Origin of the sequence: Embleya hyalina, assembly GCF_003967355.1 — a bacterium.
Classification (GTDB): domain Bacteria; phylum Actinomycetota; class Actinomycetes; order Streptomycetales; family Streptomycetaceae; genus Embleya; species Embleya hyalina.
Window position 1 is genome coordinate 323,747 of the sequence record NZ_BIFH01000016.1, and the last position, 26,509, is coordinate 350,255.

At 71.5% G+C, this 26,509-nt stretch carries 19 protein-coding genes; 10 read left to right on the plus strand and 9 right to left on the minus strand.

The window, feature by feature from the left end; translation table 11 throughout:
* Window positions 1-54: 54 nt before the first annotated feature.
* A complete protein-coding gene (locus EMA17_RS12170; protein WP_126636946.1) occupies window positions 55-1,545 on the minus strand; it encodes a YibE/F family protein in 1,491 nt (496 codons plus the stop codon).
* 248 nt (window positions 1,546-1,793) lie between these two features.
* Between EMA17_RS12170 and EMA17_RS12175 the strand changes: the two genes are divergently transcribed.
* The 3 genes from EMA17_RS12175 to EMA17_RS12185 all read left to right on the plus strand — a co-directional run bounded on the left by EMA17_RS12175 (window position 1,794) and on the right by EMA17_RS12185 (window position 3,486).
* Window positions 1,794-2,234, plus strand: coding sequence for an Lrp/AsnC family transcriptional regulator (locus EMA17_RS12175; protein ID WP_126636947.1), 441 nt, complete (start codon window positions 1,794-1,796; stop codon window positions 2,232-2,234).
* A 73-nt stretch (window positions 2,235-2,307) separates the two neighbouring features.
* The gene (locus EMA17_RS12180) at window positions 2,308-2,661 is read left to right on the plus strand and encodes a DUF6204 family protein (RefSeq protein WP_126636948.1); all 354 of its coding nucleotides are present in this window, start codon (window positions 2,308-2,310) and stop codon (window positions 2,659-2,661) included.
* A gap of 276 nt (window positions 2,662-2,937) precedes the next feature.
* Window positions 2,938-3,486: a DUF1062 domain-containing protein gene (locus EMA17_RS12185; RefSeq protein WP_126636949.1), complete on the plus strand. Its 549-nt coding sequence runs from the start codon at window positions 2,938-2,940 to the stop codon at window positions 3,484-3,486.
* Between the two features lie 47 nt (window positions 3,487-3,533).
* Here the strand turns inward: EMA17_RS12185 and EMA17_RS12190 are convergent, their stop codons facing one another.
* Window positions 3,534-4,091, minus strand: coding sequence for a 2'-5' RNA ligase family protein (locus tag EMA17_RS12190; RefSeq protein WP_126636950.1), 558 nt, complete (start codon window positions 4,089-4,091; stop codon window positions 3,534-3,536).
* A gap of 124 nt (window positions 4,092-4,215) precedes the next feature.
* On the opposite strand from EMA17_RS12190, the gene EMA17_RS12195 reads away from it, so the two are divergent.
* On the plus strand, window positions 4,216-4,785 hold the full coding sequence (locus EMA17_RS12195) for a hypothetical protein (RefSeq protein ID WP_126636951.1): 570 nt from the start codon (window positions 4,216-4,218) through the stop codon (window positions 4,783-4,785).
* Between the two features lie 134 nt (window positions 4,786-4,919).
* Here EMA17_RS12195 and EMA17_RS12200 read toward each other — a convergent pair whose 3' ends face one another.
* Entirely contained in the window at window positions 4,920-6,857 is a 1,938-nt protein-coding gene (locus tag EMA17_RS12200) for a glycerophosphodiester phosphodiesterase (RefSeq protein WP_126636952.1), read from the minus strand.
* 480 nt (window positions 6,858-7,337) lie between these two features.
* On the opposite strand from EMA17_RS12200, the gene EMA17_RS12205 reads away from it, so the two are divergent.
* Together EMA17_RS12205 and EMA17_RS12210 are read left to right on the plus strand one after the other, a co-directional pair.
* Complete coding sequence (locus tag EMA17_RS12205) at window positions 7,338-12,344, plus strand: non-ribosomal peptide synthetase (RefSeq protein WP_160161383.1); 5,007 nt, start codon at window positions 7,338-7,340, stop codon at window positions 12,342-12,344.
* Window positions 12,341-17,806 carry a non-ribosomal peptide synthetase/MFS transporter gene (locus EMA17_RS12210; protein WP_126636954.1) on the plus strand — a complete coding sequence of 1,822 codons (5,466 nt, stop codon included), beginning with the start codon at window positions 12,341-12,343 and terminating at the stop codon, window positions 17,804-17,806. Before EMA17_RS12205 ends, EMA17_RS12210 begins: the two co-directional genes overlap by 4 nt.
* Window positions 17,807-17,906: 100 nt before the next feature.
* Here EMA17_RS12210 and EMA17_RS12215 read toward each other — a convergent pair whose 3' ends face one another.
* Window positions 17,907-18,707 (minus strand): TetR/AcrR family transcriptional regulator, encoded by an 801-nt coding sequence (locus EMA17_RS12215; protein ID WP_160161384.1) that lies wholly within the window; start codon window positions 18,705-18,707, stop codon window positions 17,907-17,909.
* 123 nt (window positions 18,708-18,830) lie between these two features.
* On the opposite strand from EMA17_RS12215, the gene EMA17_RS12220 reads away from it, so the two are divergent.
* Window positions 18,831-19,364, plus strand: a complete 534-nt coding sequence (locus tag EMA17_RS12220; RefSeq protein ID WP_126636956.1) for a YceI family protein — start codon at window positions 18,831-18,833, stop codon at window positions 19,362-19,364.
* 17 nt (window positions 19,365-19,381) lie between these two features.
* Here the strand turns inward: EMA17_RS12220 and EMA17_RS12225 are convergent, their stop codons facing one another.
* From EMA17_RS12225 to EMA17_RS12245, 5 genes are all read right to left on the minus strand, one after another.
* Entirely contained in the window at window positions 19,382-20,467 is a 1,086-nt protein-coding gene (locus EMA17_RS12225) for a hypothetical protein (RefSeq protein ID WP_246126609.1), read from the minus strand.
* A 382-nt stretch (window positions 20,468-20,849) separates the two neighbouring features.
* Window positions 20,850-21,956: a methyltransferase domain-containing protein gene (locus EMA17_RS12230; RefSeq protein ID WP_246126610.1), complete on the minus strand. Its 1,107-nt coding sequence runs from the start codon at window positions 21,954-21,956 to the stop codon at window positions 20,850-20,852.
* Window positions 21,953-22,084: a hypothetical protein gene (locus tag EMA17_RS55305; protein WP_281290481.1), complete on the minus strand. Its 132-nt coding sequence runs from the start codon at window positions 22,082-22,084 to the stop codon at window positions 21,953-21,955. The genes EMA17_RS12230 and EMA17_RS55305 overlap by 4 nt, the downstream gene beginning before the upstream one ends.
* A gap of 152 nt (window positions 22,085-22,236) precedes the next feature.
* On the minus strand, window positions 22,237-22,629 hold the full coding sequence (locus EMA17_RS12240; RefSeq protein ID WP_126636958.1) for a hypothetical protein: 393 nt from the start codon (window positions 22,627-22,629) through the stop codon (window positions 22,237-22,239).
* Between the two features lie 91 nt (window positions 22,630-22,720).
* Entirely contained in the window at window positions 22,721-23,503 is a 783-nt protein-coding gene (locus EMA17_RS12245; RefSeq protein WP_126636959.1) for a phosphotransferase family protein, read from the minus strand.
* A gap of 629 nt (window positions 23,504-24,132) precedes the next feature.
* Between EMA17_RS12245 and EMA17_RS12250 the strand changes: the two genes are divergently transcribed.
* The 3 genes from EMA17_RS12250 (at window position 24,133) to EMA17_RS12260 (ending at window position 26,086) form a co-directional block, all read left to right on the plus strand.
* A complete protein-coding gene (locus EMA17_RS12250) occupies window positions 24,133-25,005 on the plus strand; it encodes a helix-turn-helix domain-containing protein (RefSeq protein ID WP_160161385.1) in 873 nt (290 codons plus the stop codon).
* Complete coding sequence (locus tag EMA17_RS12255; RefSeq protein WP_126636961.1) at window positions 25,002-25,199, plus strand: DUF397 domain-containing protein; 198 nt, start codon at window positions 25,002-25,004, stop codon at window positions 25,197-25,199. Before EMA17_RS12250 ends, EMA17_RS12255 begins: the two co-directional genes overlap by 4 nt.
* Before the next feature lie 476 nt (window positions 25,200-25,675).
* Window positions 25,676-26,086 (plus strand): hypothetical protein, encoded by a 411-nt coding sequence (locus tag EMA17_RS12260; RefSeq protein WP_126636962.1) that lies wholly within the window; start codon window positions 25,676-25,678, stop codon window positions 26,084-26,086.
* Window positions 26,087-26,509 lie beyond the last annotated feature (423 nt).

Consider the following 26,509-nt stretch of genomic DNA (forward strand, 5'->3'; position numbering starts at 1 on the left):
AGATGGCGCGTGGTGGGGTTCGTCACGCCGAGCGGCGCGAGGCTCCGCGCGCGCTCAGCGGCCTCGGTGGCGACCCCGGGACGCGGGCGCCGGTACGGTGACGGCCGGCGCGGCGGCACCCTTCGTCGGCCGGCCGTGATCGGCCGCGGCCAGGAGCGCCGCCAGCGCGGTGGTGACCGGGACCGAGGCGACCAGGCCGATGCTGCCGACCAGCGTGCGGGCGATCTCCTCGGCGACGATCTCGCTGGTGGCCACGTCCAGCACGTCCCGGCGCGCGATCGAGAAGAGCAACATCAACGGCAACGCGGCGCCCGCGTAGGCCAGTACCAGCGTGTTGACCGTCGACGCGATGTGGTCGCGGCCGATCCGGATGCCCGCGCGGTAGAGCCGACGGGCCGTCATGGTCGGGTCGGCCTGCTTGAGTTCCCACACCGCCGAGGTCTGAGTGACCGTCACATCGTCGAGTACGCCCAGCGAACCGATGATGAATCCGGCCAACAGCAGGCCGTGCAACTCGATGTGCGGATACAGCGCGTGTACGAGGCCGGTTTCGTCGGAGGTGTTGCCGGTCAGGTGCGCCCACCCGATGAACAGCTTCCCCAACACCCCGATCAGGGCCACCGAGACCAGCGTGCCGACCACCGCGACCGACGTGCGCGCGGATATGCCGTGACACAGGTACAGGGCCGTGAACATGATCGCGCTGCCGCCGACGACCGCGACCAGGAGCGGATCCGACCCGTGCAGGATGGCCGGGAGGATGAAGAAGGACAACACCGCGAAGCTGATCGCGAGCGCGATCAGTGCGGTCAGCCCGCGCATCCGCCCGACCACGATCACCGCGACCGCGAACAGGCCGGCGAGCAGCAACATCGGCGGGCCGCGCCGGACGTCGATCACCGAATAGCGCAGGTCCTCGGGCGCGCCCGGGGCGTACGCGAGCACCACCCCCTGCCCGACCGAGAACCGGCGCAGCTGGTCCGGCCGGACCACCTCGGTGACCCGGCGGCCCTTGTCGGCGCCGGAGGTGATCTCGATGGTGGCTCGGCGGCAGTCGGCGGGCGGGGGCGCCGAGCCGGGCGCGGTGGTGGGCGGGGGCCAGGGGACGCCGCCGGGTGTGGCGTCCGGCGGGGGAGCGGCGGCGCCGGCCGGGTCGCCGGGGTGGCCGTTGCCGGCGGCGAACGCGTCGGCGTCCGCCTGGGCGCAGGGCAACTCCTCGACCTTGGTGACGCGCCCGTCCCGGGTCTCCTGGTCGAAGCCCACGCCCGTACGCGGATGCGCGGGTGTACCGCTGGGCCACAACACCACGAGGCCGACCACCACGGCGGCGGCGAACGGGATGAGAACGGCGGCCACCACGCGCCGCAGCCGGGTCGAGACGGGGGAGGCGGGGCCGTGCGCGTGGGCGTGGGCGTGGCCGTGGTTCGCCGGGGGCGGATGGGGCGCGTGGTGGTCGCTCCCGTGGCTCCGCCGGCCGCGACCCGGTGGGTGGGTCGGGCCGCCGACGTCCTCGGGATCCTGGTGATCCGCTCGTGTCCTGCGCATGGCGAAGCCCTCCCGCCGAACCGGTCGACGCGTCGTCGTCCCCGGGGTCTCGGGTCCCGGCGGGAAGCGTATCGGGCCGCGCGGCACGATCCGGAAGGATCCCGGGGGGTCGGCCTCGACGTGGGCCGTTCGGTCGTCGGCGCAAGCACCTTGCGGGGGATCGGGTACAGGCCGCAAGATTCTTGCCTGCCGATCGGACTCGGGTTCGATGCTTTGCGTGGGCAGCGCCGAGGACGGGAGCGTCGGGCATGGCCGAGATCGACAGCATCGACCACAACATCCTGCGCATGTTGCGCGAGGACGGGCGGCGCACCTTCTCCGAGATGGCCGGGCAGATCGGCCTGTCGGTCGCGGCGGTCAAGCGCCGGGTGGACCGGCTGCGCGAGGAGGGTGTGATCACCGGCTTCACCGTGCAGATCGACCACGCCAAGCTGGGATGGGGCGTCGAGGCGTTCACCGAACTGCGCTACCCGGGCAGCATGCCGGTGAGCGAGATCGTGCGCACCGCCACGGACACCCCCGAGGTACAGGCGGTGTACACGATCGCCGGCGATCCGGACGCGCTGATCCATGTCCGGGTCCGCGACATCACCCATCTGCAACAGGTGATCGACCACCTCCGCCGCAACGGGAACGTCACCGGCACCAAGACGCTGATGGTCCTGGGGTCGTGGACGAAGGAGCGCTGAGCCCCGGGGGGCCTGTGCGGGGTCCCGGACGTCCGGACCGAAATCCGGTTGAGGCGCCGCCTAGGGTTTGCCCATGAGCGAACGCACCTTCCGAATCACCGTCCGAGGCGCCTTCGACGGGCTGGGCGAGGAGCAGCGGGCGGAACTGCTCGCCCGGGCCGCCGAGCACGACGTGTTGCGGGCGGCCTTCACGCCCGAGGGTCACCTGACGTACGACCTCGCGGCGCGCGCGTTCTTCACCTTCCGCTTCGTCGACTCGGGCGAGGCGGAGGAGGACATCGTCGCGGCCACCGAGCGGGCGCTGGCCGCCGCGGACCGATGGCTGACCGATCGCGGCTACGGTCACAAGAACCTCCGGGCCCAAGCCGAGGACCTGTCCCAGGCCCCGTTGTCCAAGCGCCAACGCAGGGCCCGGGCAGCCGGCTAGACCCTTTCGGAAGCGGCGCCCACGTCTCGCCATCCACCGACCCGCGAGGATCCACCTCGTTCATCCTCGGTGGTGGCGACGGCTGGTCGTGCACCGTCGGAAAATCGGTGGAACGGCGTCACCGTGCGCCGTTACCGTGCTGCCGGACCCGTCCTCCAGGCAAGGAAGTGCCGTTGTACACCGTGTGAGATTCCCCGAGCGCTGTTGGTCGCGCGTCGCGCATCCGCGCCGCGCTGCTTCTTGCTGCGGTCTTCTCACTGGAACCGGTGTACACCTGTGCTCGAAACCTGGGTGGTCATGCCCACCCGCCTGCCCCTCGTTCTCCGCCGCTGCCACGGCTGCGCGGCCGAGCGCCTCCGGGCGAACGGCAAATTCCGCGTCAACGCGCACCACAAGCGCATCGACGCCTGGCTCCTCGCGCTCTGTACCGCCTGCGGGGAAACGGCGAAGCTGACGGTCCTGGAGCGAACGAACGTGCGCTCCGTACGACCCGAACTCCTCGATCGGCTGCATGCCAACGACCTCGGCCTGGCGGCCGAACTGCTCCGGGATCCGCTCGTCCGGCGCCGCAATCGCATCGCCCTCGACTGGACCGGCGCCTGGCGCCTGGACACCGGCGGAACGGCTCGTCCGGAGCGCGAGGTGATCGACGTCGCGGTCCGGTTCGCGGCAGGGATACCCGTCCGTCCGGTGCGCCTGATCGCCGAAGGTCGCGGCCTGCCCAGGGCCGAGGTCGAGCGACTGGTCACGGACGGAAAAGTCGTTTCCGCCGTCCGGCTGACCGGCAAGGTCTGCGCCGACTTCACCTTCATGCTCAAACCCTGAACCCCCTCGGGACCCGGTCCCGTCCGGCAAGTCCCGCCGGACGGGGCCTAGTCCCGGGTCGGGGGGCTCGGGGTAGCAAAAGGGAAGGACTCGCGCAGGGACCAGGTGCCGTCCTCGTCGCCGACCACCAGGTCGAGGCCGGCGACCCGGGTGGTGAGGGGCAGGCGGGTGGTGACCTCCTCGGCCAGGGTCCGCAGTTCGTCGGTGTCCCGGCCGAGGGCGACGGTCAGGTGTGGTCCGACGTCGTCCGGATCGTCGAGGTAGGCGCCGCCGTAGGGGAGGTAGTCCGGCCAGCGGTCGGTCACCGCCTCGATCAGTCGCAGCACCGGGTCGGCCGGGTCGGGGGCCAGCCACAGCCCGCGATGGAACTGCCCGATCCGCTCGAAGACCAGCTCCATCGCGGGTTGCCCACCGGCGATCGCGCCCAGTGCCTCCAGGTCCTCGGTGGCGATCTCCGTGGGCGGCAACCACGGGTACAACACGGTCACATGCGCCGGGATCCCCTCGGCGACGCGCGGGTCGTATCGCTCCCGCCAGGGCTCGACGACCTGTTCCACATCGGGAACCAGCAACACAAGCGCACTGACCACAAACCGCTCGCCCATTCCCGAAGTCTACGGTCCGGGTCGACCCCGCGACCCCAGGCTCACCGGCGGCGCCGGCCGGACGCGGCGGCCCGACATCCGGTCGGCCGTGTCCGGTTCGGTGTGCGCCGGCTAACCTCGCCGTATGTCTCTCACCGTTGCTCAATTGACCGGGTACGTCGATCGGGAGCTGGACGCCGACCTGGCGCGCTGGTTCCCCGACGGGCCGCGCGTCGACATCCCGGCGTCGATCCGCCCGGTCGAACCGTTCCTCGCCGGGCTCTCGCGCGACGCCGCGACGGCCCTGGCCGGTTTCGACCGCAGGGTCCGGTCGGGAAGCCTGCCGGGCGGGTTTCTCGACATATACGACTGGTCGTACGGCTTCGAGTTCGCCGCCAACGACTGCCGGATCCTCGACTCCGACTACGAGACGGAGCTTTCCGACGACGACGTCTGGTCCATCGGCGCCGACGGAGGGGGCAACTACTACGTCGTGCTCGCGAACGGCCGGGTCGCGGTGTGGTTCCACGAGGAGGAGGTGATCGAGGACGGGACGCAGTTCGACAACCTCGACGTTTTCCTGTGGTCCGTCGTCCGCTGCCGCGCCGTGCGCGCCGGCGCCCTCGACCTGGCGGCGGTCGAGGCCGACTTCCGTGCCCTCGGACAGCCCGGCGTCCTGGCGGAAGGGATCGGGCTTCTCGCCTCGCTCTCGTGATGCCCGTCCCCCACGATCGGTGACGTCGACGGCACTTCGGTGCGGGGCGCACGAATACGTCTCCGGTGCACGCGATCTCGCGTGCACCGGAGACGTCGTGTGGCTGTGGCTGTGGCTGTGGCGTCCGGCTCCGGTCAGCTCAGGGCGCGGGCGTCGCCGGCTATCTGTCGGGCCTTGGGGGCCGGGATGGTGCGGCCGGACTGGTTCTCCGCCCAATTGGCCAGCTGGGGGTACTGGTCGTGGGCGAGCATGGTGGTCAGGGTGGCCACCGCGACGCGGTCGGCGCCGGAGGTCAGGATCAGGTGGGCCAGGCCGGTGCGCGTGGCGGTGATCGTGAAGGTGGATTCCGCGACCGTGGTGCCGCCGGGGCCCTTGGCTTCGGCGCGGAGGGTGTGCGCACCGAGGGGGAGGGCGGTGGTGTCGATCGGGGTGCCCGCCGCGAACTCCGCGCCGTCCAGGGTGAGTCGCACCGACTCGGCGCCGGTGGTGTCGAGCGCGGGCACCGGGGAGGCCGCGCGTTCGACGCGGGCTCCGGCGGCCGGGGCGAGGATGCGCACCGTCGGGGCGGCCGGCGTCGGCGGGGTGCCGTTCTGGCGCCACGCGGCGTTCCAGCCCGCGAGTTCGGCCGGACGGTTGGTGATCACCGCGTCCACACCGCCCGCCTCCAGGGTCTTCCAGCCGGCGGCGTCGTCGACCGTCCAGACCATCACCGCGACGCCGGCCCGATGCAGGTCGGCGACCACGCCGGGGCGGGCGGCCAGGCCGCCGGCCGATGGGTTGTAGGCCTTGAGGTCGAGGCGCTTGGCGAGGGCGACCGGGTCCGCGTCCAGGGCGCTGCGGAGCAGGCCCAGCGGCAGGTCGGGCGCCAACTCGTGGGTGAATTCCAGCGCGTCGACCTCGAAGCTCTGGACGAAGACCCGGCCGCTCATCCCGGTGTCCCTGATGTCCCGGATGATGCGGGCCACTTCGTCCTTGGTGTGCTTGCCCTTGATCTCCAGGAGCAGGTTGCCGCCGCGCGTGCGCAGGTCGTCCAACTGGGCGCGCAGCGTCGGCACCCGCGCCCCGGTGTGCAGCGGGGAGAACCACGAACCCGCGTCCAGGGACGCCAGTTGAGCGGCCGTCAGATCGCGGATCCGGCCCTTGCCGTCGGTGGTGCGATTCACCGTGTCGTCGTGCAGGATGTGCGGGATGCCGTCCAGGCTCGGCTGTACGTCGTTCTCGATCCAGTCGGCGCCGGCCCGGCGGGCGGTCTCGTCCGAGATCAGCGTGTTCTCCGGCGCGGCGGAGGACGCGCCCCGGTGCGCGACGACGGACATCGGCGCACCCGGCGCCCGCAGGTAGGCGTTGGCCTCCGGGGCGAGCGTGGTGACCTTGACGTCGTCGAAGGAGACCCGCGCGCCGTTGACGAGGAGCGCCTGGCCGCCGTCGGCGGAGCGCTGCACCCGGGTGGTGCGCAGCGCCTCGCGTCCGTCCACGATCAGTCGGGCCCGGGCGCCGTGCACCTCGACCGCGATCCGTACGTCGCGGCCGGTACCGGCGGCGATCGGCGCGGAGCCGGTGTCGGTGACGTTCCAGGCGTTGGCGGTGGTGCGCTGGGCGAATTCGAGGCCGTTGGCGGCGGTGGTGCCGGTACGCATCGTGGCGATCGACCACGGCGTGTTCCCCGTGGCCGGCACGTCCAGGCCGAACGCGGTCCAGCGGGCCGCGTCGACGGCGCTCTCGAAGCGGGCGACCGCCTCGAAGCGGAAGTCCTCCAGGTGTCGGCCGAAGGTGATCCGGCTCTGCTGACCGGAGTTGGCGGACGTACCGACCAAGCGGCCGTTCTCGACCTTCCAGTCGCCCTCGACCGCGCGCCAACCGGCGGGCAGCGCGGAGCCGCTGAAGTCCTCCGAGACCACCACGTCGCCGACGGCGGGCGCGGCCTGGGCCGAGTCGGTCGAGGCGGCGACCGAGACGCCGGCGAGCGCGGCGGTCGCGGCCAGGCCCAGGGCGGTGCCCAGGGCGCCGGCCCGGAGCCGGGAGCGGTGCCGCCGAGGCAGCCGGAACGGTGACGCGGGTGTCTGTGCAGGCATGCCCGAAACGGTAGGGATCGCCGACGAACCGCCGACCACACGCGCCTGAAGCCCGGACCAACGATCGGGTCCGCCGGGTGTCCGGCAGCCGACAGCCGGGCGAAGCGCCCATCACTCACATACGCCCCGACTCCCGCGAACCGGCCCCCGGGCAACCCCGACAACCGCGGCTCCCGAAGCGGCCTCTCCTGGGCCCGCCCCCCGCGCAACCAACCCGGACGACCCGCGACTCCGGTGCGTGCCAAGCCTTTCGCAAGCGTTGCGCGATAGACCTGCTCCCCTCGAGGCCGGCCGCCACGGTCCGACTCGACCCGGTTCGTCGCCCTCCGGGCGTGGTGGTGCTACGGCTGCTTTCGGCCAACCCGAAGTCGTGGGGGGAAGATGCTAGGCACAGTCAAATCCTTCCTCCACGATCTCCCCGGGAGCACATCGCCTGCGTCGCCGACCACGAATCGGCATGAGGACCCTTCAGGAGAGTCGATGAGTTCAACCGCATTCCCCGAGCTGGATCCGGCCGCACCCCTGGCCGCTCCGGTGGACGCCCGAATCGTGCGAACGCCCGCGTCGATCGCGGTGATCGCCGGCGAACACCGGCTCTCCTACCGCGAGTTGGGCGAGCAAGCCGATGCGATCGGGGCGCGCCTCGCGGCGGCCGGGGTGACCAGGGGCACTCTGGTCGGGGTCTGCCTGCCCCGCACACCCCACCTCGTCGCCACCCTGCTCGCGATCCTCCGCGCCGGAGCCGCGTACGTACCGCTCGACCCCGAGTATCCGCGCGACCGGCTGGAGTGGGTGATCGGCGACTCGCGGGCCCCCGTCGTGGTCACCGACCGCGCCCACGAACACCTCCTGGCCGAAGCCGCGACCAGGCTCGTGCACGTCGACGGCCCGCCGCCCGCCGACCCGACGCCCGCCCGCGCGGCGACCGGCCCGGACGATCTCGCCTACGTGCTCTACACCTCGGGCTCCACCGGCCGGCCCAAGGGTGTCCGGGTGACCCACCGCGGGGTCGTCGCGATGTTGCGCTGGGCGGCCGACACCTATCGCCCCGACCAGGTCCGCGGGGTGTTGTGCTCCACCTCGGTGTGCTTCGACATCTCCGTCTACGAACTGTTCTTCCCGCTCGCCGTCGGCGGCACGGTGATCCTCGTCGAGAACGTGCTGGCGCTCGCCGACGCGCCCGCCCGGGACGAGGTCACCCTGATCAACACCGTGCCCAGCGCGATCGCCGCGCTGCTGCGCGGTCCCGGACTGCCGGCCGGGGTTCGCACGATCAACCTGGTCGGCGAGGCGCTGTCGCGCCGGGTCGCGGACCAGGTGTACGCGTGCCCGCAGGTCGAGTTCCTGTACAACCTGTACGGGCCGACCGAGGACACCGTGTACTCCACCTGGGCCGTGGTGGACCGCGACGACCGGGCCGAGCCGCTGATCGGCGTACCGATCCCCGGCACCACCGCCCACGTACACGCCGAGGACGGCGAACCCGCCGCGGCCGGCGAGCTGGGCGAGCTGTACCTCGCGGGCGACGGACTCGCGCAGGGGTATCACGGCCGCCCCGACCTGACCGCCGAGCGCTTCGTCACGGTGGCGGGGGAACGCCGCTACCGCACCGGCGACCTGGTGCGCCGCAGACCCGACGGCGCGCTGGAGTATCACGGCCGGGTCGACCAGCAGGTCAAGCTGCGCGGCTTCCGGATCGAACTCGGCGAGATCGAGGCGGTGTTGACCGGACACCCCGGAGTGCAGGCCGCCGCCGTGGTGCTGCGCGAGGACGCGGCCGGTCCCTTCCTGGCGGCGTTCGTGCAGCCCGCCGCCGGGAGGACCACCGCCGGTCCGGCCGTCGGCGCCGCCGCCCGGGCGCCTGCCGCCGGTCCCGCCGACCTGCGCGCCCACTGCCTCACCCGGCTCCCCGCCTACATGCTCCCCGACGCCGTTCGCCTCCTCCCGGAGCTGCCGCTCACCCTCAACGGCAAGATCGACCGCAAGGCGCTGCCCGAGGTCGGCCGATCCCGCTTCGTGGCCGCCGAGTTCGTCGGCCCGCGCACACCCACCGAGACCCGCGTCGTGGCGATCTTCCACGACGTGCTAGGCGTGCCCCGCATCGGCGTGCACGACCCGTTCCTGGACGCCGGCGGCAACTCGCTCCTGGCCGTCGCACTACTGGCCCGCGTCGAGCGGGAGTTCGGGGTTCGCATACCGCTCGACACCTTCTTCGCCCTGCCCACCCCCGCCGCCGTGGCCGAACGGGTCGAGCGGGCCGAACCGGGCTCGACCGGACCTCTGGTCGAACCGCCGTACCGCGACCCGCGCACCCCCGTCCTGGTGGGCACCGTCCAGCGCGAGTTCGCCACGCACGAACTGGTCGCCCCCGGCAGCGCGCTGTACAACGTGCCGCTGCGGATCCGGGCGACCGGCGCGCTGGATCCGGCCGAACTGAGTCGGGCCCTGGGTGAACTGGTGCGGCGGCACGAGGTGTTGCGCACCGCGCTGATGTTCCGGGCCGGCGCGGCGGTGGCCGAGATTCGACCGCCCTACCCGGTCGAGGTACCGCTGATCGACCTGCCGGACGCGGACCCCGCGCAGGTGGAGGCGGCACTGCGCCCCTACGCGCGCCGGCCGCTGGACCGCGCGGAGGGTCGGCTGCTGCGCGCGGTCGCCGTGCGCGTGGGCCCGGACCGCTACGAACTGCTGCTCGTCGTGCACCACATCGCGATGGACGGCTGGTCGATCGGACTGCTCCTGAACGACCTGGCCCGGGCCTACCAGGGCCTGCCGCTCGCCGAACCCGCGCTCCAATACCGCGACGTGGCCGCCTGGGAGCGCCGGTACGCCGACGCGCACGAGGACGAGGCGCGCCGCTGGGCCGGCCGGCTGGCCGACCTGGACCCGGAACAGTACCTGCCGGGCGATCGCACCCACGCCGACCCGTTCGACCCGAGCGGGGCCCGGTTCGCCCGCCGCCTCGACGCCGGCCTCGTGCGCGCCGCCGAGGAGTGGGCGGCCGGCGAGGGGGCCAGCCTGTACATGGCCATGCTCGCCGCGCTCGGCATCCTCGTGAACCGCTACACCGGCCGCGTCGACCAGGCCGTACTCACCCCGTTCGCGGTCCGCCCGCTGCCGGAACTGGAGGACGTGGTCGGCCCGTTGCTGAACACGGTGCCGCTGCGCTTCCGGGTCGAGGGCGGCGACTCGTTCCGGGGGCTGGTGCACCGGCTGCGCCCGGTCGTGCTCGACGCGCTCGACCACAGCGCGCTGCCCTACCTGGAGCAGCTGCGCTTCGCGGGCGTGGCCGGCGCCGACACCTCCACACCCGTGTCCCAACTGCTGCTCGCGGTACAGAACCACCCGGGCGCGGCGGTCGAACTCCCCGGCATGACTCTGGAGTTCCTGGAAGAGATGTGCAACGGCGGGGCCAAGACCGACGTGTCGATGTTCGTCGAGTTCCCGGCGAGCGGACCGCTGCTGTCCGTGGAGTACCGCACCGGGCGCTACGACGAGACCTCGATCGCGACGATCGTCGACCACCTGATGGCGATCCTGGCCGAGGGCCTGGCGGCGCCCGACCGGGCGATCGCCGAAACGATCATGCTCGATCCGGCCGAATACACGCGGGTGGTCGACGCCGCCAACCCCGCCCCGATCGCCCGCCCCGACGTGTCCCTGCCCGATCTGATCGCCGCGCGGATCGCCCGCACCCCGGACACGATCGCCGTCTCCGCCGCGAGCGGCACCCTCACCTACAACGAACTGGACGCCCTCGCCGCCCGGTTGGCCCGCACCCTGCGCTACCACGGCGCCGAGCGCGGCACCCGCGTGGCGGTCGCCATGCCCCGCACCCACCTGCTGCCCGCCGCGCTCCTGGCCGTGTTGCGCACCGGCGCCGCCTACCTGCCGATCGACACCGACCAGCCGATCGCCCGCAACCGGGCCCTGCTCGACGACGCCAAGGTCACCCTGATCGTCGGGGAGAGCGCGCACGCGGCCGGCGTGCCGCTGTTGGCCGACCCCGGCTACGACGTGGTCCTGGTGGACGGCGACGAGGTCCGCCTCGCCCCCGCCGCCACCCCGGACCCGGGCATCGAGGCCGAGGATCCGGCCTACCTCATCCACACCTCCGGCTCCACGGGCCGGCCCAAGGCGGTCGCCGTCCCGCACCGCGCCATCGTCAACTTCCTGCTCTCGATGGCCCGCGAACCCGGACTCACCGCCGCCGACACGATGGCCGCCGTCACCACGCTCACCTTCGACATCGCCGCCCTGGAACTGTGGCTGCCGCTCGTGGTCGGCGCCCGGGTGGAGATCGCCGACCGGGAGACGAGCGCCGACGGCCGCCGGCTGGCCGAATGGCTCGACCGCCGCGAGGTCACGGTGTGCCAGGCCACCCCGGCCACGTGGCGCATGCTCCTGGAGGCGCACTGGCCCGGCCGCCCCGGCCTGGTCGCGCTCTCCGGCGGCGAGGCGCTGACCGGCGACCTGGCCGGCGCGCTGCTCGACCGCTGCGCGCGGGTGTGGAACATGTACGGCCCCACCGAGACCACGGTCTGGTCCACCCTGCTGCGCGTCGACCGCACGCACGCCGCGCTGCGCGTGGTCCCGATCGGCACGCCGATCGACAACACCCGCGTGTACGTGCTGGATTCGGCCGGCCGCCCCGCCCCCGTCAACGCGCCCGGCGAGTTGTGCGTCGCCGGCGCCGGTGTCGCGCTGGGCTACCCGGGCAACGCCGAAACCACCGCGGAGCGTTTCGTCCACGACCCGTTCGGCCCACCCGGCGCGCTGATGTACCGCACCGGCGACATCGCCTGCCGGCGCCGCGACGGTTCGCTCGAATTCCACGGCCGGGCCGACCACCAGGTCAAGCTGCGCGGCTTCCGGATCGAACTGGGCGAGGTGGAGGCGGGGTTGACCGCGCTGCCGGGCGTGACCGCCGCCGTCGCGAGCGTCTGGGACGCACCCGCCGGGCCGACCCTGGTCGGCTACGTCGTCTCGGAAACACCGCTGGTCGCCGCCGAGTCGACCACCGCGCTCGCCGAACGGCTGCCCCGACACCTGATCCCCGGCGTACTGATCCCGCTCGACGCGCTGCCGCTGACCCCCGCCGGAAAGATCGACCGCAAGGCCCTGCCGGAGCCGCGCCCCGGCGGCAGCGGCGCGCCACCGGAGGGCGACTGCGAGGAGATCCTGGCCGAGATCTGGCACGAACTGCTCGGGCCGGCCCGGATCGGCCGCGACGACCGGTTCCTGGGCCTGGGCGGCAACTCGCTCCAGGCACTGCGCATGGCGGCCATGGTCGAGGAGCGCTTCGAGATCACCTTCCCGTTGCGCGTCGTCTTCGAGGCGCCGAGCCTGGCCGCGATGGCCCGCCGGATCGAGGACATCCTGATGGCCGAACCGGAGGATCCCGCGGTGTTCGACGAATACGCCGACGTCATCGAGCACACCGGCCCGACCGAATACCCCGGCCCGAGTGTGCGGGACGTACGATGACCGACTCCGAGGAGATCCTGACCACCCGCGCCGAGCCCGACCGCGATCCCGAGCGCGCCCGCCGCGAACACCTGCGCCGCCGGCTGGCCCGGGCCCGATCCGCCACACCCCGGGCCGAGTTGATCCCCAGGCCCGCCGGGGTGCCCACGCCGCTGTCCGCCGCGCAACGCCGGATGTGGTTCCTGGCCCAGTACGAACCCGACGGCGCCGCCTACAACATGCCGCTCGTGCTGCGCCTGACCGGCCGCCCCGACGAGGCCGCGCTCGGCGCCGCGCTGACCGACGTGGTGGCCCGGCACGAGGTGCTGCGCACGGTGTACCCCAGCGTGGACGGCCACGTGCTGCCCACCGTCCTGGACGTCGACCGGTTCGCGATGTCCGTCCTGGACCTGCCGGAGCCGGACGTGGCGGACCGGCTCGCCGCCGAGGCCCGGCAACCCTTCGACCTGGCCGAGGAAGCGCCGATCCGGGCCGCCCTGTTACGATCCGACGACCGCTACGTACTGAGCGTGGTGCTGCACCACATCGCGGCCGACGCCTGGTCGGTGGGCGTGCTGTTTCGCGAGCTGACCGCCGCGTACACCGCCCGCCTCGCCGGCCGTGCACCCGAACTGCCGCCCCTGCCGGTCCAGTACGCCGACGTCGCCTACCGCCAGGAGACCACCCTCGCCGCCGAGCTCGACCGGCAGCGCGCCTGGTGGGTGGACCGGCTGCGCGGCGCACCCGCCACCGTCACCGTCCCCACCGACCGCCCGCGCCCCGCCGTCGCCGACACCACGGGCGAGCGCGTCCAGGTCGCCTTCGGCGCGGACCGCTCGCGCCGCGTCCGGGCCCTGGCCGAACGCACCGCCACCACCACGTACATGGTGCTGCTGACCGCCCTCCAGGTGGTGCTCGCCCGGTACCACGGCGGCACCGACGTGACCGTCGGCAGCCCGGTGGCCGGGCGCACGCACCGCAGCACCGACACGTTGATCGGCTGCTTCGTCAACACCCTCGCGATGCGCACCGATCTGTCGGGCGAACCGAGCGTACGCGAACTGCTCGACCGGGTCCGGGAGGGAACCCTCGCCGCGTTCGCCCGCCAGGAACTGCCCTTCGACCGACTCGTCGACGCGCTCGACCTCGATCGCGAACTCGCCTACACACCGCTGTTCCAGGTGCTGCTCAACGTGCACAACCAGACCTCGGTACAGCCCACGTTGCCCGGCGTCGAGGTCGAGTGGCGGGACACGTACACCGGCGCCGCGAAGTTCGACCTGGCCATCGCGGTGCTCGACACCGGACCCGCCGACGAGTTGCGCGCCGACCTGGTCTGGCGCAGCGCGCTCTACGACGAGAGCACCATCCGGCGCACCTTCGACCACCTCGCCACCGTCCTGGACGCGATGGCGGCCGACCCGGAACGGCTTGTGGCCGAACTGCCGTTGCTGACCGCCGCCGAGGAAAGCGCGCTCGCCGGCTGGAACGACACCGCCCGCGCGTGGGACACCGCGGGCACCCTGCACGGCCTGATCGAGGAGCAGGCCCGCGCCACCCCGGACCGACCGGCGGTCTGCGGCGCCGACGAAACCCTCACCTACGTCGAACTCGACGCCCGTGCCACCGCGTTGGCCCGGCGACTGACTGCCCTCGGGGTCGGCCCGAACCGCGTCGTGGGGCTCTTCGCGGAGCGCTCGGCCGCGCTGATCGTCGGCATGCTCGGCATCCTCAAGGCCGGCGGCGCCTATCTGCCGCTCGACCCGCTCTACCCCGACGACCGCGTCCGCACGCTCCTCGGCGCCGCCGACGCCGTCGCCGTGGTCGCCACCGCCGATCTGCACGTCCGCGTCGGCGACACCCTCCCGGTCGTCGCCCCCGACCCGGTCGCCCCCGCCGACCCGGTCCCGGACCCCGCCGTGCCGTCGACGTCGCCGGTCGCCGCCACGGACCTGTGCTACGTGCTGTTCACCTCCGGCTCCACGGGCACACCCAAGGCGGTGGCGGTCGAGCACCGCAACTACGTCAACTACCTGTACGGACTGCGCGAGCGAATACGACCCGGGCGGGCGGGCGACGGTCGGCCGTGGAACTGGGCGCTGGTCTCCACCTTCGCCGCCGATCTCGGCACGACCAACGTGTTCGGCGCGCTCACCTCGGGCGGCTGCCTGCACCTGCTCACCCGGGACCAGGCCACCGACCCGGACGCGTTCGCCGCGTATCTGACGGCGCATCGCATCGATGCGATGAAGCTGGTGCCCAGCCACCTGGAGGGACTGGCCGCGGTCGGCGACCGGTTCGCCGACGCGCTGCCGCGCGAACTGCTGATCTGCGCGGGCGAACCGCTCCGCGCCGAACTGCTCGACCGGATCCGGGCGGCCCGGCCGGAGTTGACCGTGCACAACCACTACGGGCCGACCGAGACCACCGTCTCGATGCTCGGCGCACCCGTTACCGAGGTTCCCGCCGGCGCGGCGAGCGCACCGCTGGGGCTGCCGTTCGGCAACGTCGGCGCGCATGTGCTCGACCCGTCGCGCCGACCGCTCCCGGTGGGTGTGCCGGGCGAGTTGTACGTGACCGGCGCGGGGGTGGCCCGGGGCTATCTCGGCCCGGCGGCGTCGACCGCGGAGCGCTTCGTCGACCTCGACGGTCGGCGTGCGTACCGCACCGGCGACCTGGTCCGGCGGCGTGCCGACGGCCTGATCGAGTTCCTGGGCCGGGCCGACCACCAGGTCAAGATCCGCGGTTTCCGGGTCGAGATCGGCGAGGTGGAAGCCGAACTCGGCGCACTGCCGGGGGTACGCGAGGCGGTCGTGGTGGCCCGCGGCGAGGGCGCGGCCCGCAAGCTGGTGGGCTACGTGGTGCTCGAACCCGCGGCGCCGGACGGCCGGACCGTCCCCGACGGCCCCACGATCCGCACCGCCGTGCGCACCCGCCTGCCCGACTACATGGTTCCCTCGGCGGTCGTGGTGCTGTCCGCCCTGCCCCTCACCCCCAACGGCAAGGTGGACCGCGCGGCCCTGCCCGAACCCGAACCCGCATCCGTCCCGGACGCCCGCGTCGAACCCGTCACGGCCACCGAACAGGCCGTGGCCGCGACCTTCGCCGACGTCCTCGGCACCGGCGGCATCGGCGCCGGCGACGACTTCTTCGCCCTGGGCGGGGACAGCTTCTCCGCCGTTCGCGCGGTGCGCGCCATCGGCCGGGGCCTGTCCGTCATCGACCTGTTCCAACACCCCGTGGTGGGCGAACTCGCCGCCCTGATCGACCACCGCGCCGCCGGCCCCGAGACCGACGAGGGCGATCGTTCGCTGCTGCACCGGCTCACCCGGGACACCGGGCCGACCACGCTGTCCCTGGTCTGCGTCCCGTACGGCGGCGGGAGCCCGATCACCTTCCAGCCGCTCGCCGACGCGCTGCCGGCCGGACACCGGCTGTACGCGGTGGAACTGCCCGGACACGATCCGGGCCGGCCCGACGACGAACCCGAGCGACTGGACGCGCTGGCGGACCGGTTGACCGCGCAGATCGTGGCGCGGATCCAGGGGCCGATCCTGCTGTACGGGCACTGCCTGGGCGGCGCGTTGGCCACCGCCCTGGCCGCGCGCCTGGAGGCGGCCGGCGCCGAACTGCGCGGCCTGGCGCTCGGCGGCACCTTCCCGGCCGCCCGGCTCCCGGGTCGGCTCGCCGCGTGGGTGGCCGAGCGGCTGCCCGGCGACCGCATGTTGTCCGACCGGGCCTACCTCGACTACCTGCGTGCGATGGGCGGCTTCACCGACGTCTACGACGAGGCCGAACAGCGCTACCTGATCCGGGCGTTGCGGCACGACGTGCGCCAGGCCGAGGACTTCTACACCCGCGCCTACGGTGCCGAGCGGCCCGCTCCGGTGGCCGCGCCGATCCTGTGCGTGGTCGGCGACAAGGACCGGGCGACCCTGCTGTACGAGGAACGCTACGCGGAATGGGAGCACTTCGGCCCACGCGTCGAACTCGCGGTGATCCCGCGGGCCGGCCACTACTTCCTCAAGCACCAGGCGGGCGAGTTGGCCCGGTTGCTCGGGCGCTGGGCGGCCGGACCGGTGCCGGCGGCCGAACCCCCGGCCGCGCGACCGGCGGCGGCCCGGCCGAATCTGGCCACGTTCGCCAAGGTGGCCGGTGGGCAGTTCGTGTCGATGATCGGCACCGCGCTGTCCACGTTCGCGCTCGGCGTCTGGGTCTACCTCCGGACCGGGTCCGCCTTCGACTTCGCGATGATCTCGGTGGCGGCGGTGTTGCCCGCGGTGTTGCTGCTGCCGATCGCCGGGGCGGTGGCGGACCGGATGGACCGGCGGCGGATCATGATCGTCACCGATACCGCGGCCGCCGCCGCGATGCTCTCGCTCGGCGTGCTGTTGTGGACCGGATATCTCGACCTGTGGCACGTGTACGTGGTCGCCTGTATCGGCTCGGTCTGCAACGCCTTCCAACGGCCCGCCTACCTCGCGGCGATCGCCCAACTGGTGCCCAAGCGCTACCTCGGCCAGGCCAACGGGCTGGCCCAACTGGGCACCGGATCGGGGGACATGCTCGCCGCGCTGGCCGGCGGGGTGCTGGTCGCGGCGGTCGGGCTGCACGGCGTGGTGTTGTTCGACATGGCGACGTTCCTGGTCGGGGTGACCGTACTGCTGCGGGTGCGCTTCCCGAACACACTGTTCGAAAAGCGCGAGGAACCGCTGCTGCGCGAGGTGGTGACGGGTTGGCGCTACATCGTGCGGCGGCGCGGACTGGTCGCGATGGTGGTCTTCTTCGTGGTGTTCAACTACCTCTTCGCGGTGGCCACCGTGCTGGTCACCCCGATGGTGCTGGCCGACGGGTCGGCGGTGACGCTGGGCGTGGTCACCGCGGTCGGCGGGATCGGCGCGGTGCTCGGTGCGCTGGTGATGGCCCTGTGGGGCGGTACCGCGCGGCGGGCCACCGGGATGATCGGCTTCACCTCGGTGGTCGGCGTGGCCGCGATGTTCGCGGGCAGTCGGCCCGAGCCGGTCTTCGTCGCCGTCGGGCTGTTCGTGTTGTGGGCGGCGCTGATGATCCTCAACTCGCACTGGATGGCGCTGATCCAGACCAAGGTCGGGATGGAGTTGCAGGGTCGGGTGCTGGCCACCAATCAGATGCTGGCGATGTCCATGATGCCGCTGGGCTTCCTGACCGCCGGACCGCTGGCGGACCGGGTGTTCGAGCCGCTGCTGCGCTCCGACGGCGCGCTCGCCGGGTCGTTGGGGCCGATCCTGGGCACGGGACCGGGGCGCGGTACGGGGCTGTTGCTGGTCCTGGTCGGCCTGACCCTGGGCGTCTGGGGCCTGTTGGGGTTGGCGTACCGGCCGCTGAGTCGGATGGAGGACGTGCTGCCCGACGCGGTCCCGGACGTGGAGATCGGCGACAAGGACGCCATCCAGGCTGCGGCGGACCGGCAGTTGGCCGGATCGGGGGCGGCGCCGACGGTCTGATCGATCGTGGTGCGGGGCCGGGCGGGCGCGATCGGGCCCGCCCGGCCCCGCGGGTGACCCGGGCCGCGGGTTGCGCGGCCCGGGTCACCCGGGGCACGGGTCACCGGTGCGGGGGCGTCGCTGCCAGGGGCAGCAGGATCTCGTCGATCAGGCGGAGCAACACGGCCGCGTCGACCGGGTGTTCGGCGAAGACGGTCTGATAGAAGGCCATCGACGGCAGGACCAGTGCGAGCAGGTCCGGATCCCGGTCCGGATGCACCTCGCCGCGCTCGCGTCCGCGCGCGAGCAGCGGTTGCAGGATGACCTGCCACTGGGTGACGAAGCGTTCGCGCACGACGCGGGCCAGTTCGGGATTGCCGGGCAGGATCGGCAGCAGCGCGACCACGGCGCGCGCGTGCGCCTCGTCGATGTGGTCGGCGGTGTCGGCCAGCATCGCGATCAGGTCGCCGCGCAGCGTCCCGGTGTCCGGGACCGGCTCCTCCGCGTCCGCGCCGGCGCACAGCGCGGCCTCGGCGATCAACGCCTCCTTGGACGGCCAGCGCCGGTACAGCGTCGCCTTGCCGGCCCGGGCGCGGGTGGCCACGGCGTCCATGGTGAGCCGGTCGTAGCCCTGCTCGATCAGCACGTCCAGCGCGGCGCGCATGATCTCTGCGTCGCGGTACGCGTCGCGCGGTCGCCCACCACGCCCGGCCGGAGCGACGGGGGGCCGCCGCAGCGCACCGTTGTCGAGCGGCACGGCGGGCTCGGCGGCCCCGGCGGACCCGTCGACCTCGGTGTCGGGCATGGCCGCCTCCTCGTGCTGCTCGTGGTGCTCGTGGTTCTTGTCCCGCCGTCGTGGGTCGTCGCGGCGGTTCTCCCAGAATCCCACCTCCGGGTCGCGAACCGGCGGGCCGCCCCGCATGGCCGGTATCGGAACTCTTGAGTTCCGGAACTGATTCGTTCTACGCTGAAGGTGGATCGACGCGTCGAGCGATCCCGGGACCGCCCCATGCGCTTCCGCTGCCGCCCGTGAAAGGCCGTCGCCATGACCGCGCCCACCTCCGCGACCCCGACCATCCGACCGGGTCTGTGGACCGTCGATCCGCAGCGCAGCCGGGCCGCCTTCGCGGTGAAGAACTTCATGGTCATCTCGGTGCGCGGGGCGTTCCCGATCCATGAGGCGACGGTGTCGGTGGGCCCCGACGGCGAGCCGACCGAGGTGCGCGCCCGGATGGACGCGGCCGGGTTCACCACCGGCAATCGCAAGCGGGACGCGCACGTCCGCAACCCCGACTTCCTGGACGCCGAGAGCCACCCCGACGTGCTGTTCGCGAGCACCGAGGTGGCTCGGCCGGGTGCGGGCGGCCTGTGGCTGGTCCGGGGGCTGCTCACGATCCGGGGCCGGGCCACGCCGATCACGCTGACCACGCACACGGTGCAGACGTCCGGGACGGTCGCCACGGTCCGGGCGACCGGGACGGTGGACCGCTTCGAGGCGGGTCTGACCTACGGCAACAGCTTCGGCGTGAGCCGCCTGGCCGCCCTCGACCTGCACGCCGAACTCGTGCACGCGGGTTGACCGTTCGGGCCGGGCGCTCAGGGGGACGCGAGCGTGCAGCGCGGCCGGGTGCGAGCGGCGTACGACCGGGCGGCCACCGCGAGGGCGAAGCCCAGGCCGCCGAACGCGGCGCCGCCGAAGGCGACCAGCCACAGGGTGCCGGAGCGGGTGCCGCCGATGAGCGGGTCCGGCTCGGGGGCGGGGAGCACGTCGAGCGCGGCGAGGGGGGCGTACGCCGACAGGAGCACGCCGTACAGGGCGAGCCCGAACGCGGTGAGCGCCGCCGGCACCAGCGGCAGGAGTCGGGGCACGCGACGGCCGCCCAGCCATGGCAGCGGATGTGGGAAGCGCTGCCCCCATGGGTACAGCAGCCCGGCGATCAGGAAGAGGGCCACGCAGGCGGCCAGTACGGTCGCGTCGATACCCACGTCGGCCAGTGCGCGCACCGCCCGGGAGTCGTCGGCGTGCGACGCCTTCCAGCGTTCGGCGGTGATGCCGAGCGCGTCCCCGCCCAGCGTCCAGATGGTCTTCACGGCCATCCACGGCAGGAGGCCGGTGGTCAGCAGCAACGCGGTGCGCCGGGTTCGGCGGGACGCGATCGACGGTGCGGGCCGCTGTAGCGGTGTATCGGCGCGGGCGGCGACATGGGCTTGGCCGCAGTCGGGGCAGGTGCCGGTGGATCGCCGGTGGTGGGCGAGGGCGAGCACGGTGGTGAGGATCGTGCTGAGCAGGACGTGCGCCAGGCCGGTCGCGCTTTCCACGCCCGCGCCGGCGGTGATCGTGACCAGGTAGGCGGGCAACGGCGCCATGCCGAAGCCCAGGACGGGGATGGCGCCGAGCAGGACGCCGGCGACGCCGCGGGACGCTTGCCGCGTGCGCGGTGCGAGGCAGGCCGCGGTGCCGGCGAGCAGGGCCACCAGCGCGAGGGTGTACTGGACCACCGCCGGGTGCGCGGAGTGGGCCTTCCACGGCACGGCCGTCCCAGTCACGGCCCATGCCACCTGGACGACGGCGTACACCGCCGCCGCCACGACCGCCGCGCCCGGTGCCCACCCGGGCCGGCGGCGCAACACCCGCGCGGGGATGGCCGGTTCGGCGACGGGCGTGGGAAGAGAAGGAGCCACGACGACCTCCGGACTCGGATTCGGGCAGGGCCTCCACCCTCGCCGCACCGCCGCACGGCGTCGTCGCCCGACGGACCGCCGCCGCGTCCCCCAGGCGGGGGACGTCCGGCTACCCCAAAGGTCGCCGCGCCCGGCCGCCGCCCCGATCCGCCCCGGCCTACCCAAGCGTCCTCAAACGCCGGACGGGCTGGATTTTGCGGACCGAGTGCTTTCGGCCCGGTCCGGCGCGGCTGGGCTGGGTCTGCGGTTGCGATCGTGCGTGAGGCCGGTTGTGTCGAGACGAAACCACAGCGAGGAACGATCGTGCCGGCACGCGACAAAGACGCCGAAGGCCAAGGTCGGTCAGCCCCAACCCGTGTTTTCGGGCTGGGGCTGACAGGTGCTATGCGCCGGACGTCGGTCCGATTTCCACTCGGCCGTTCGGCCCGTCGAGCCACGTCGACTGACCGTCACGGGTCACGGTGACCCCGTGCTGTTCGCGAGTGGGTTCGCCCTGGGCACACCACGCTTCGTACGCGGCTTCGATTTCCGCCCACAGATCACGGGGGCCGGACTCGTTCACCTCGAAGGAGTCCACACCGGGCTTGTAGTCGATGGCTGCCCATGACGTCCCGTCGGCGTACCAGACCGTGAACTCTTCGGCCCGGTCGCCCGACCCGAAGAACGTCCGGTGCTCTACCTCGGGCAATCGCAACCCGATTGCGAAGTCCGCGTGTTCCTCCCGGATGGGTCGCGGGTCCATTGCCGTATGTCGTACCCGAGCCGTGTCCGGGTCCGCGATGACGTCACCAACCAATCGCCGGTCCTCGAACCGGCGACGCTGCGACCGAGCGAACATGAATGCGGCATTGCCGACGAACCGGCCGCTCGCCGTGCCGTCGTCCGCGACGACCGACCGCAACAGCCCGCTGTTGTTGTACGGCGTGCCCCAAGGCGTCACGATCACCCCGCCGGGGCGTACCTGCTCTACCCACTCGTAGGGCACGCGCTGAACCGCCATGGTCGCAATGAGGCGGTCGTACGGTGCGCCTTCCTTGTGCCCCCGCAAGCCGTCGCCGACGATCAGCGTCGGTTCGAAGTCGCAGGCGAACAAGGCCGCGCGGGCTTGGTCGGCGACGAGCGGATCGATCTCGATCGACGTCACCCGGCCGCGCGTCAGCGCCGTGGCCAACAGCGCTGTCGACCAGCCGCTTCCCGTGCCGATTTCGAGCACGTTGTCATCGGTGTTCGGGTCGAGCTGTTCGAGCATGAGTCGAACGAGGAACGGCATGGACACGGACGACGTGGGGATCATGTGACCGGCGTCGGTCCCGTCGTCCACCTGAGTAACGAGCGGGATGTCCGCCGCTACGGCTTCCTCCCATGCGCTCGGGTCGGTGCTGCGGTCGATCCGTGCGTCGTCGTCGCCTGCCCACACCACTTCGGGGATGTACGGGCGACGGGGTGTGTCCGCGAACACGCGATCCCACGCGGGACGTGTGTCCGTCACTTGTCCTTGTCCTTCGGGTCGGTGGGGTCGCTCGACGGGATCGGCTTGTCCTTCGGCCATTGGCCGTCCTTGTCACGGTGGGGGGTCTTGCCGTCCCCGTCGTTGCCGGGCTTTCCGTGTTCAGCCATCGTCGTACCTCCCGGGTTGTCGAGTCGGTATCCATGCTGTGCCTGCCCGCCGGTCGCGGGACGCCGAATACCCATAAGGGGTAGAGCGGTTCCGCTCTCCGGTTGGGGTGGGGCAGGCGTCGCAGTAGTGGAATGCCGGGGGCGCAGGAGCGTCACGCCATCACTCCCGCCGCGCGTGCCGCGACGGTCCAGTCATGGACGGGCCAGGTCGTGGCTTCGGCGAGTTCGGCGCGCCGTCCTTCCGCTCGTCGCTGTTCTTCGGCCGCTTTTGCTTCGGCGGATTGGCAGCGCCGTTCGGCGAGTTCTTCCGGCGTCATCAGGTAAGGCGGGACGACCGTCGCCGAATCCTGCATGGGCGGGTTGTCGTCGGCGGGGGTGGGCGGCACGAAGTCGCGCCATTGGGGCCGGGTTTGCGGCTTCGGGTCCGTGGGGCTGCCGGTGCGGAGGCGCTTGGGCTCGGCGGGCCGGGCATGCCATCCGGCCGACCTCGGCGGGGTGAGCAGTCGGCGCAGCCATCGGAAAATGGCAGCGATAAAGTGGGGCACGTCGTCAGCTCCCTGGTAAAGCCGTCGGCCAAACCCGGGACCGTTCCAGCGGTCGCCGGGGCTTTTTCATGTGTGGGTCACGGCCAGGCCGTCACCGATCGAGCAGCGAGGCCCAGCGTGCGACGTGTTCGGGGCTGTCGGCGCATTCGGCGGTCGCCCCGGCCACGTAGGCGCGGATGGCCGCTCGACTCGCCATGCGCCACGCCGGGAACCGGGCCAGCCACGCTCGGGCTTGCGCCGGGTTGTGTCCGCTGAACAGCAGCCACATGTAAAGGCCGGCGTACTCCGCCCACGCGGGACCGAGTACGGCGCGGCCCCAGTCGACCAGCACGACCTGATCGCCGTAGCCGGCGCGCCGGAGCATCACGTTCGACGGAACGAGGTCGTTGTGCAGCAGGTGATTGCCGGACAGCAACGAGCGTTGGTCGCCGTCCAGGTACTTGGTCCACTGGTGGGCGAGCGTCGGCAGCGCCAAGCCGTGTGGCGGGCGGATCTGTTGAACTTCCCGCAACGTCGCCGACAGGTACCCGAGATCGGTGTGTCCGGGTGACAGGTCGGCTTGCCCGCCCTTGACGAAGCCGAACAGGAGCACGGTCCAGCCGTGTTCGGCGACGTGTCCGAGCAGGGGCGCGGCGAACCGGTTCACGATCGGGGCGAGCAGGGTCTCGCGCCGGTACTGCTCCATCGTGGCGGTGTCGTGATCGGGTGCGGCCTTGGCGAACACCTTGCCGCTGTCGGTGGTCAGCGCTCCCGTGAAGGGTGCGTTGCTGTGCCAGGTGGTGATGCGGTCGGATGCGCGGACCGGCCCCGTGACCGATTCGACGGCGGACCGAAGCCCTTCGGGCAACTCGGGCCATGTGTAGCGCGTACTCATTGTGTCCTCTCGGGTGGTCTGGTCACGGGGTCGGTGCGGCTGCTACTTCTTGGTACGGACTGCGGGACAGTGCCTCTCGTGTCGGTAGTGCTCGGATGGCGCGGACCCCGCCCGGCGCTCAACGGGCGCTCACGCGGGAGAAGTTCGCTCGCTGTGACGATCGCAACCGCTTCTCCGTCCGCGCCCACCACGAAGCCCGCTTCACGGCTCACGACAACCATCCGGAAGGTGCGCGCCGAACAACCAAGCGAGGGGACCGGGCACGAACCCGGCGGATGATCCATCCCCGAATGGCGTACTGATCCGGGCTCAACGTCCGCAGCACACCGGGCGGATGCTTCGACTTCGTCATGCCGCTTCCTTCCAGAGCATGCGCCCCGGCGCCGGGACCACGTGCGATCGAGACCGACGCCGGGGCAGTTCAAGGCGCGACGAACCAGCCGCTCGGCAGGGCGCGGCAAGTCCCAGGATCACCATTCGGTGTTGCTGATGTCGCTCTCAGTAGCCTGCTCCTGTGAAGGAAATAGTGCAAGTCCCCATTTTGGATACCCCTGTTATGGATGAGCCGACCTTGTTGAGGCTGCCCGCAGCCCGGCAGACTGCAGGGCGAGCGAGGAGCCTTGGGAGGGGTGAACGTGACCGTCAATCGCAACCCGACCGTTCGGCAGAGACGGTTGGCACGTACGTTGCGGGAGATCCGCACCGGCGCGGGCAGGACGATTGCGCAAGCCGCAGGCACGCTTGCGTGCGCAGAATCGAAGATCAGTCGCATCGAGAGTGGCCAGTCGGGCATCCGACTCGTGGATCTTCGGTTGCTCCTCGACGCGTACGGCGTCGACGACGAGAGTGTTCGTCTGCGTTTGGAAGAGCTGTCGAGAGGAGGTCGACAGCGGGGCTGGTGGAACCGTTATGCACAGGATCTCAATCCGATGTACGCCGATTACATCGCGCTGGAAGCCGACGCATCAGAGTTCTTGAGTGTCCAACCCTTCCTTATCCCGGGGCTTCTACAGACCGAGAGATATACCCGGGCCGTCGTCAAAGCTCAGATGCCGGATGTCACGGATGATCAAGTCGACACCTTGACGAAGATTCGGCAGGAGCGACGTTCCGTGCTGACCCGCCCGGATCCGTTGACAGTATGGGTTGTGCTCTCCGAATGGGTCCTCGGCCAGGAGATCGGCGGCCAAGCGGTCATGCAAGAACAATTTGCGTATGTGATTGACATGGCCGGCGAGCCCAATATCAGCCTTCAGATCCTGCCAAAGACTTCGGAAGCTCATGCCGCGCTGTTCGGCCCGTTCGTCATCCTGACATTCCCCGATCCGGCCGAAACCGACGTCGTCTACGTTGATGGCATGGTGAGCACCATCTATATCGAAGAGCCTGACGAAGTCATGAAATATTCAGCGCTCGCCCGCCGCGTCGTCGCGGACGCACATCCTTACAAGAAGTCGCTTGCTCTGATAAAGAGCGCTGCCAATGGAATGGGTTCCAAATGACTGAAAGCAGCTTGACAGCCACGGCCGATCCTGCATGGCGGAAATCATCGTTCTCCGGCGCGCAGAGCGAGTGTGTAGAGATTGCCCCGATCAAGAATGCGATGGCGATTCGCGATAGCAAAGACCCGAGCGTCGGAAACCTTGCAGTCGGCGTATCCGCGTGGGTGGCCCTGACCGCTTCGCTGCGGGCCTGACGGCAGCTCTGACGCCCTGTCACCCAGGCATGGGTGATGGGGCGCCTTGCTGCCCGGACAACGCGGAAGTGCCAATGGCGTATAGCCCGGGGTCGATGCGTTCTCGGGTGGCGACATGAGCGGCTCGCCCATGCTCAGTAGCTGGTGGAACTGCACGCCGGTACCGGATCACGCGCCATGGCCACCATGCGGAACCTGGTCATCGGTCTCGTGCGCCGAGTCGGCTGGATCGGCATCGCCGCAGCAGTCGATCACCACCGAGGGGCCGGGTTCCGGGTGGGCGTGAAAGTGCGTATTTCGGTGGTCTTGTCTGGAGTTGGTGTGGGGCGAGTGGGTGGAGGCGGGTACCGTCCTGGTCGTGTCCGGTGATCTCCCAGGCGGTGGACCGTGCCGTGAGGGTGCGGCGGTGGGAGCGCGATCGGCTTATTCGGGATGGCTGTCGAACACCGACTCGGGACAGATCGTGGCGGTACCGGATGCTTGAGAACTTCGAGATCTCTTTCATGGGCAGCCTGTCGTGGGACGAACTGCGCACAGCGCTGTCGAAGCACTTGCGGACGCCGATCGAAAACGTGGTCATGCTTGGCGATTGGCTGGATCTACCGCCGAAGAGGCAGATCGAATCGACAAGCCTGGACATCATCCGGCAGGAAGGTGGGTACCGGACGCTCATCGACGGCACTTCCCCACTGATTGTTCATGGCGAGAAGCTCGGCCTCCTGGCGGCAGCGCTGGCCATGGAGTTCTCGACGAGCGTTGCGGTCGGCGACTACACGCATGACTGCGGATACTCATGTGGTCGATTCATCGTCTACCGGCCCGACGGGAGAACGTTCTTTGCGGTTGAAAAATCTGACTGCGAATTCTGGGATCTTGAGCTCTGGTAACGCAGGACCGAGTGGAAGCGAGTAGCCACGAGCCTGGTCTTGGCTGGGAGTGTCAACGGTTGTAGGTACGCACCGAACGGGCTCAATGGGAAGCGGCCTCCCTGCCGGCGGAAGTGCCCGGGGGGAGGGGCCCGCCTGGGGTGGGGCGAGCTGAGCCGCGCCGCGTTGGTCGGACTCGCGCTCTGAGCGACGCTTGGGCGCTTCTCCGGCCGACCGGCGAACTGCGGTCTCGCCGTTGTGGCAGCACATGCAAGATGCTCGGGCGTGGCGGGGTCGGGCGCGTCCTGGTCGATGAGTTGCCGCCGGCTGAGCGGGAAGTGGTCGGCGACGACGGTGGGTTGGGGGCAGAGCACACACCATGGGTTCGCGTGGATGAAAGCGGCCCGAAGGTGCTTCCACCCGGTCGGCGCATGGCGATTGGCC

What these genes read in the sequence shown, in the direction of transcription:
- EMA17_RS12170 (WP_126636946.1), bottom strand. Translation starts at nt 1,545, where the DNA reads ATGCGCAGGACACGAGCGGATCACCAGGATCCCGAGGACGTCGGCGGC.
- EMA17_RS12175 (WP_126636947.1), top strand. Translation starts at nt 1,794, where the DNA reads ATGGCCGAGATCGACAGCATCGACCACAACATCCTGCGCATGTTGCGC.
- EMA17_RS12180 (WP_126636948.1), top strand. Translation starts at nt 2,308, where the DNA reads ATGAGCGAACGCACCTTCCGAATCACCGTCCGAGGCGCCTTCGACGGG.
- EMA17_RS12190 (WP_126636950.1), bottom strand. Translation starts at nt 4,091, where the DNA reads ATGGGCGAGCGGTTTGTGGTCAGTGCGCTTGTGTTGCTGGTTCCCGAT.
- EMA17_RS12195 (WP_126636951.1), top strand. Translation starts at nt 4,216, where the DNA reads ATGTCTCTCACCGTTGCTCAATTGACCGGGTACGTCGATCGGGAGCTG.
- EMA17_RS12200 (WP_126636952.1), bottom strand. Translation starts at nt 6,857, where the DNA reads ATGCCTGCACAGACACCCGCGTCACCGTTCCGGCTGCCTCGGCGGCAC.
- EMA17_RS12205 (WP_160161383.1), top strand. Translation starts at nt 7,338, where the DNA reads ATGAGTTCAACCGCATTCCCCGAGCTGGATCCGGCCGCACCCCTGGCC.
- EMA17_RS12210 (WP_126636954.1), top strand. Translation starts at nt 12,341, where the DNA reads ATGACCGACTCCGAGGAGATCCTGACCACCCGCGCCGAGCCCGACCGC.
- EMA17_RS12215 (WP_160161384.1), bottom strand. Translation starts at nt 18,707, where the DNA reads ATGCGGGGCGGCCCGCCGGTTCGCGACCCGGAGGTGGGATTCTGGGAG.
- EMA17_RS12220 (WP_126636956.1), top strand. Translation starts at nt 18,831, where the DNA reads ATGACCGCGCCCACCTCCGCGACCCCGACCATCCGACCGGGTCTGTGG.
- EMA17_RS55305 (WP_281290481.1), bottom strand. Translation starts at nt 22,084, where the DNA reads ATGGCTGAACACGGAAAGCCCGGCAACGACGGGGACGGCAAGACCCCC.
- EMA17_RS12245 (WP_126636959.1), bottom strand. Translation starts at nt 23,503, where the DNA reads ATGAGTACGCGCTACACATGGCCCGAGTTGCCCGAAGGGCTTCGGTCC.
- EMA17_RS12255 (WP_126636961.1), top strand. Translation starts at nt 25,002, where the DNA reads ATGACTGAAAGCAGCTTGACAGCCACGGCCGATCCTGCATGGCGGAAA.
- EMA17_RS12260 (WP_126636962.1), top strand. Translation starts at nt 25,676, where the DNA reads ATGCTTGAGAACTTCGAGATCTCTTTCATGGGCAGCCTGTCGTGGGAC.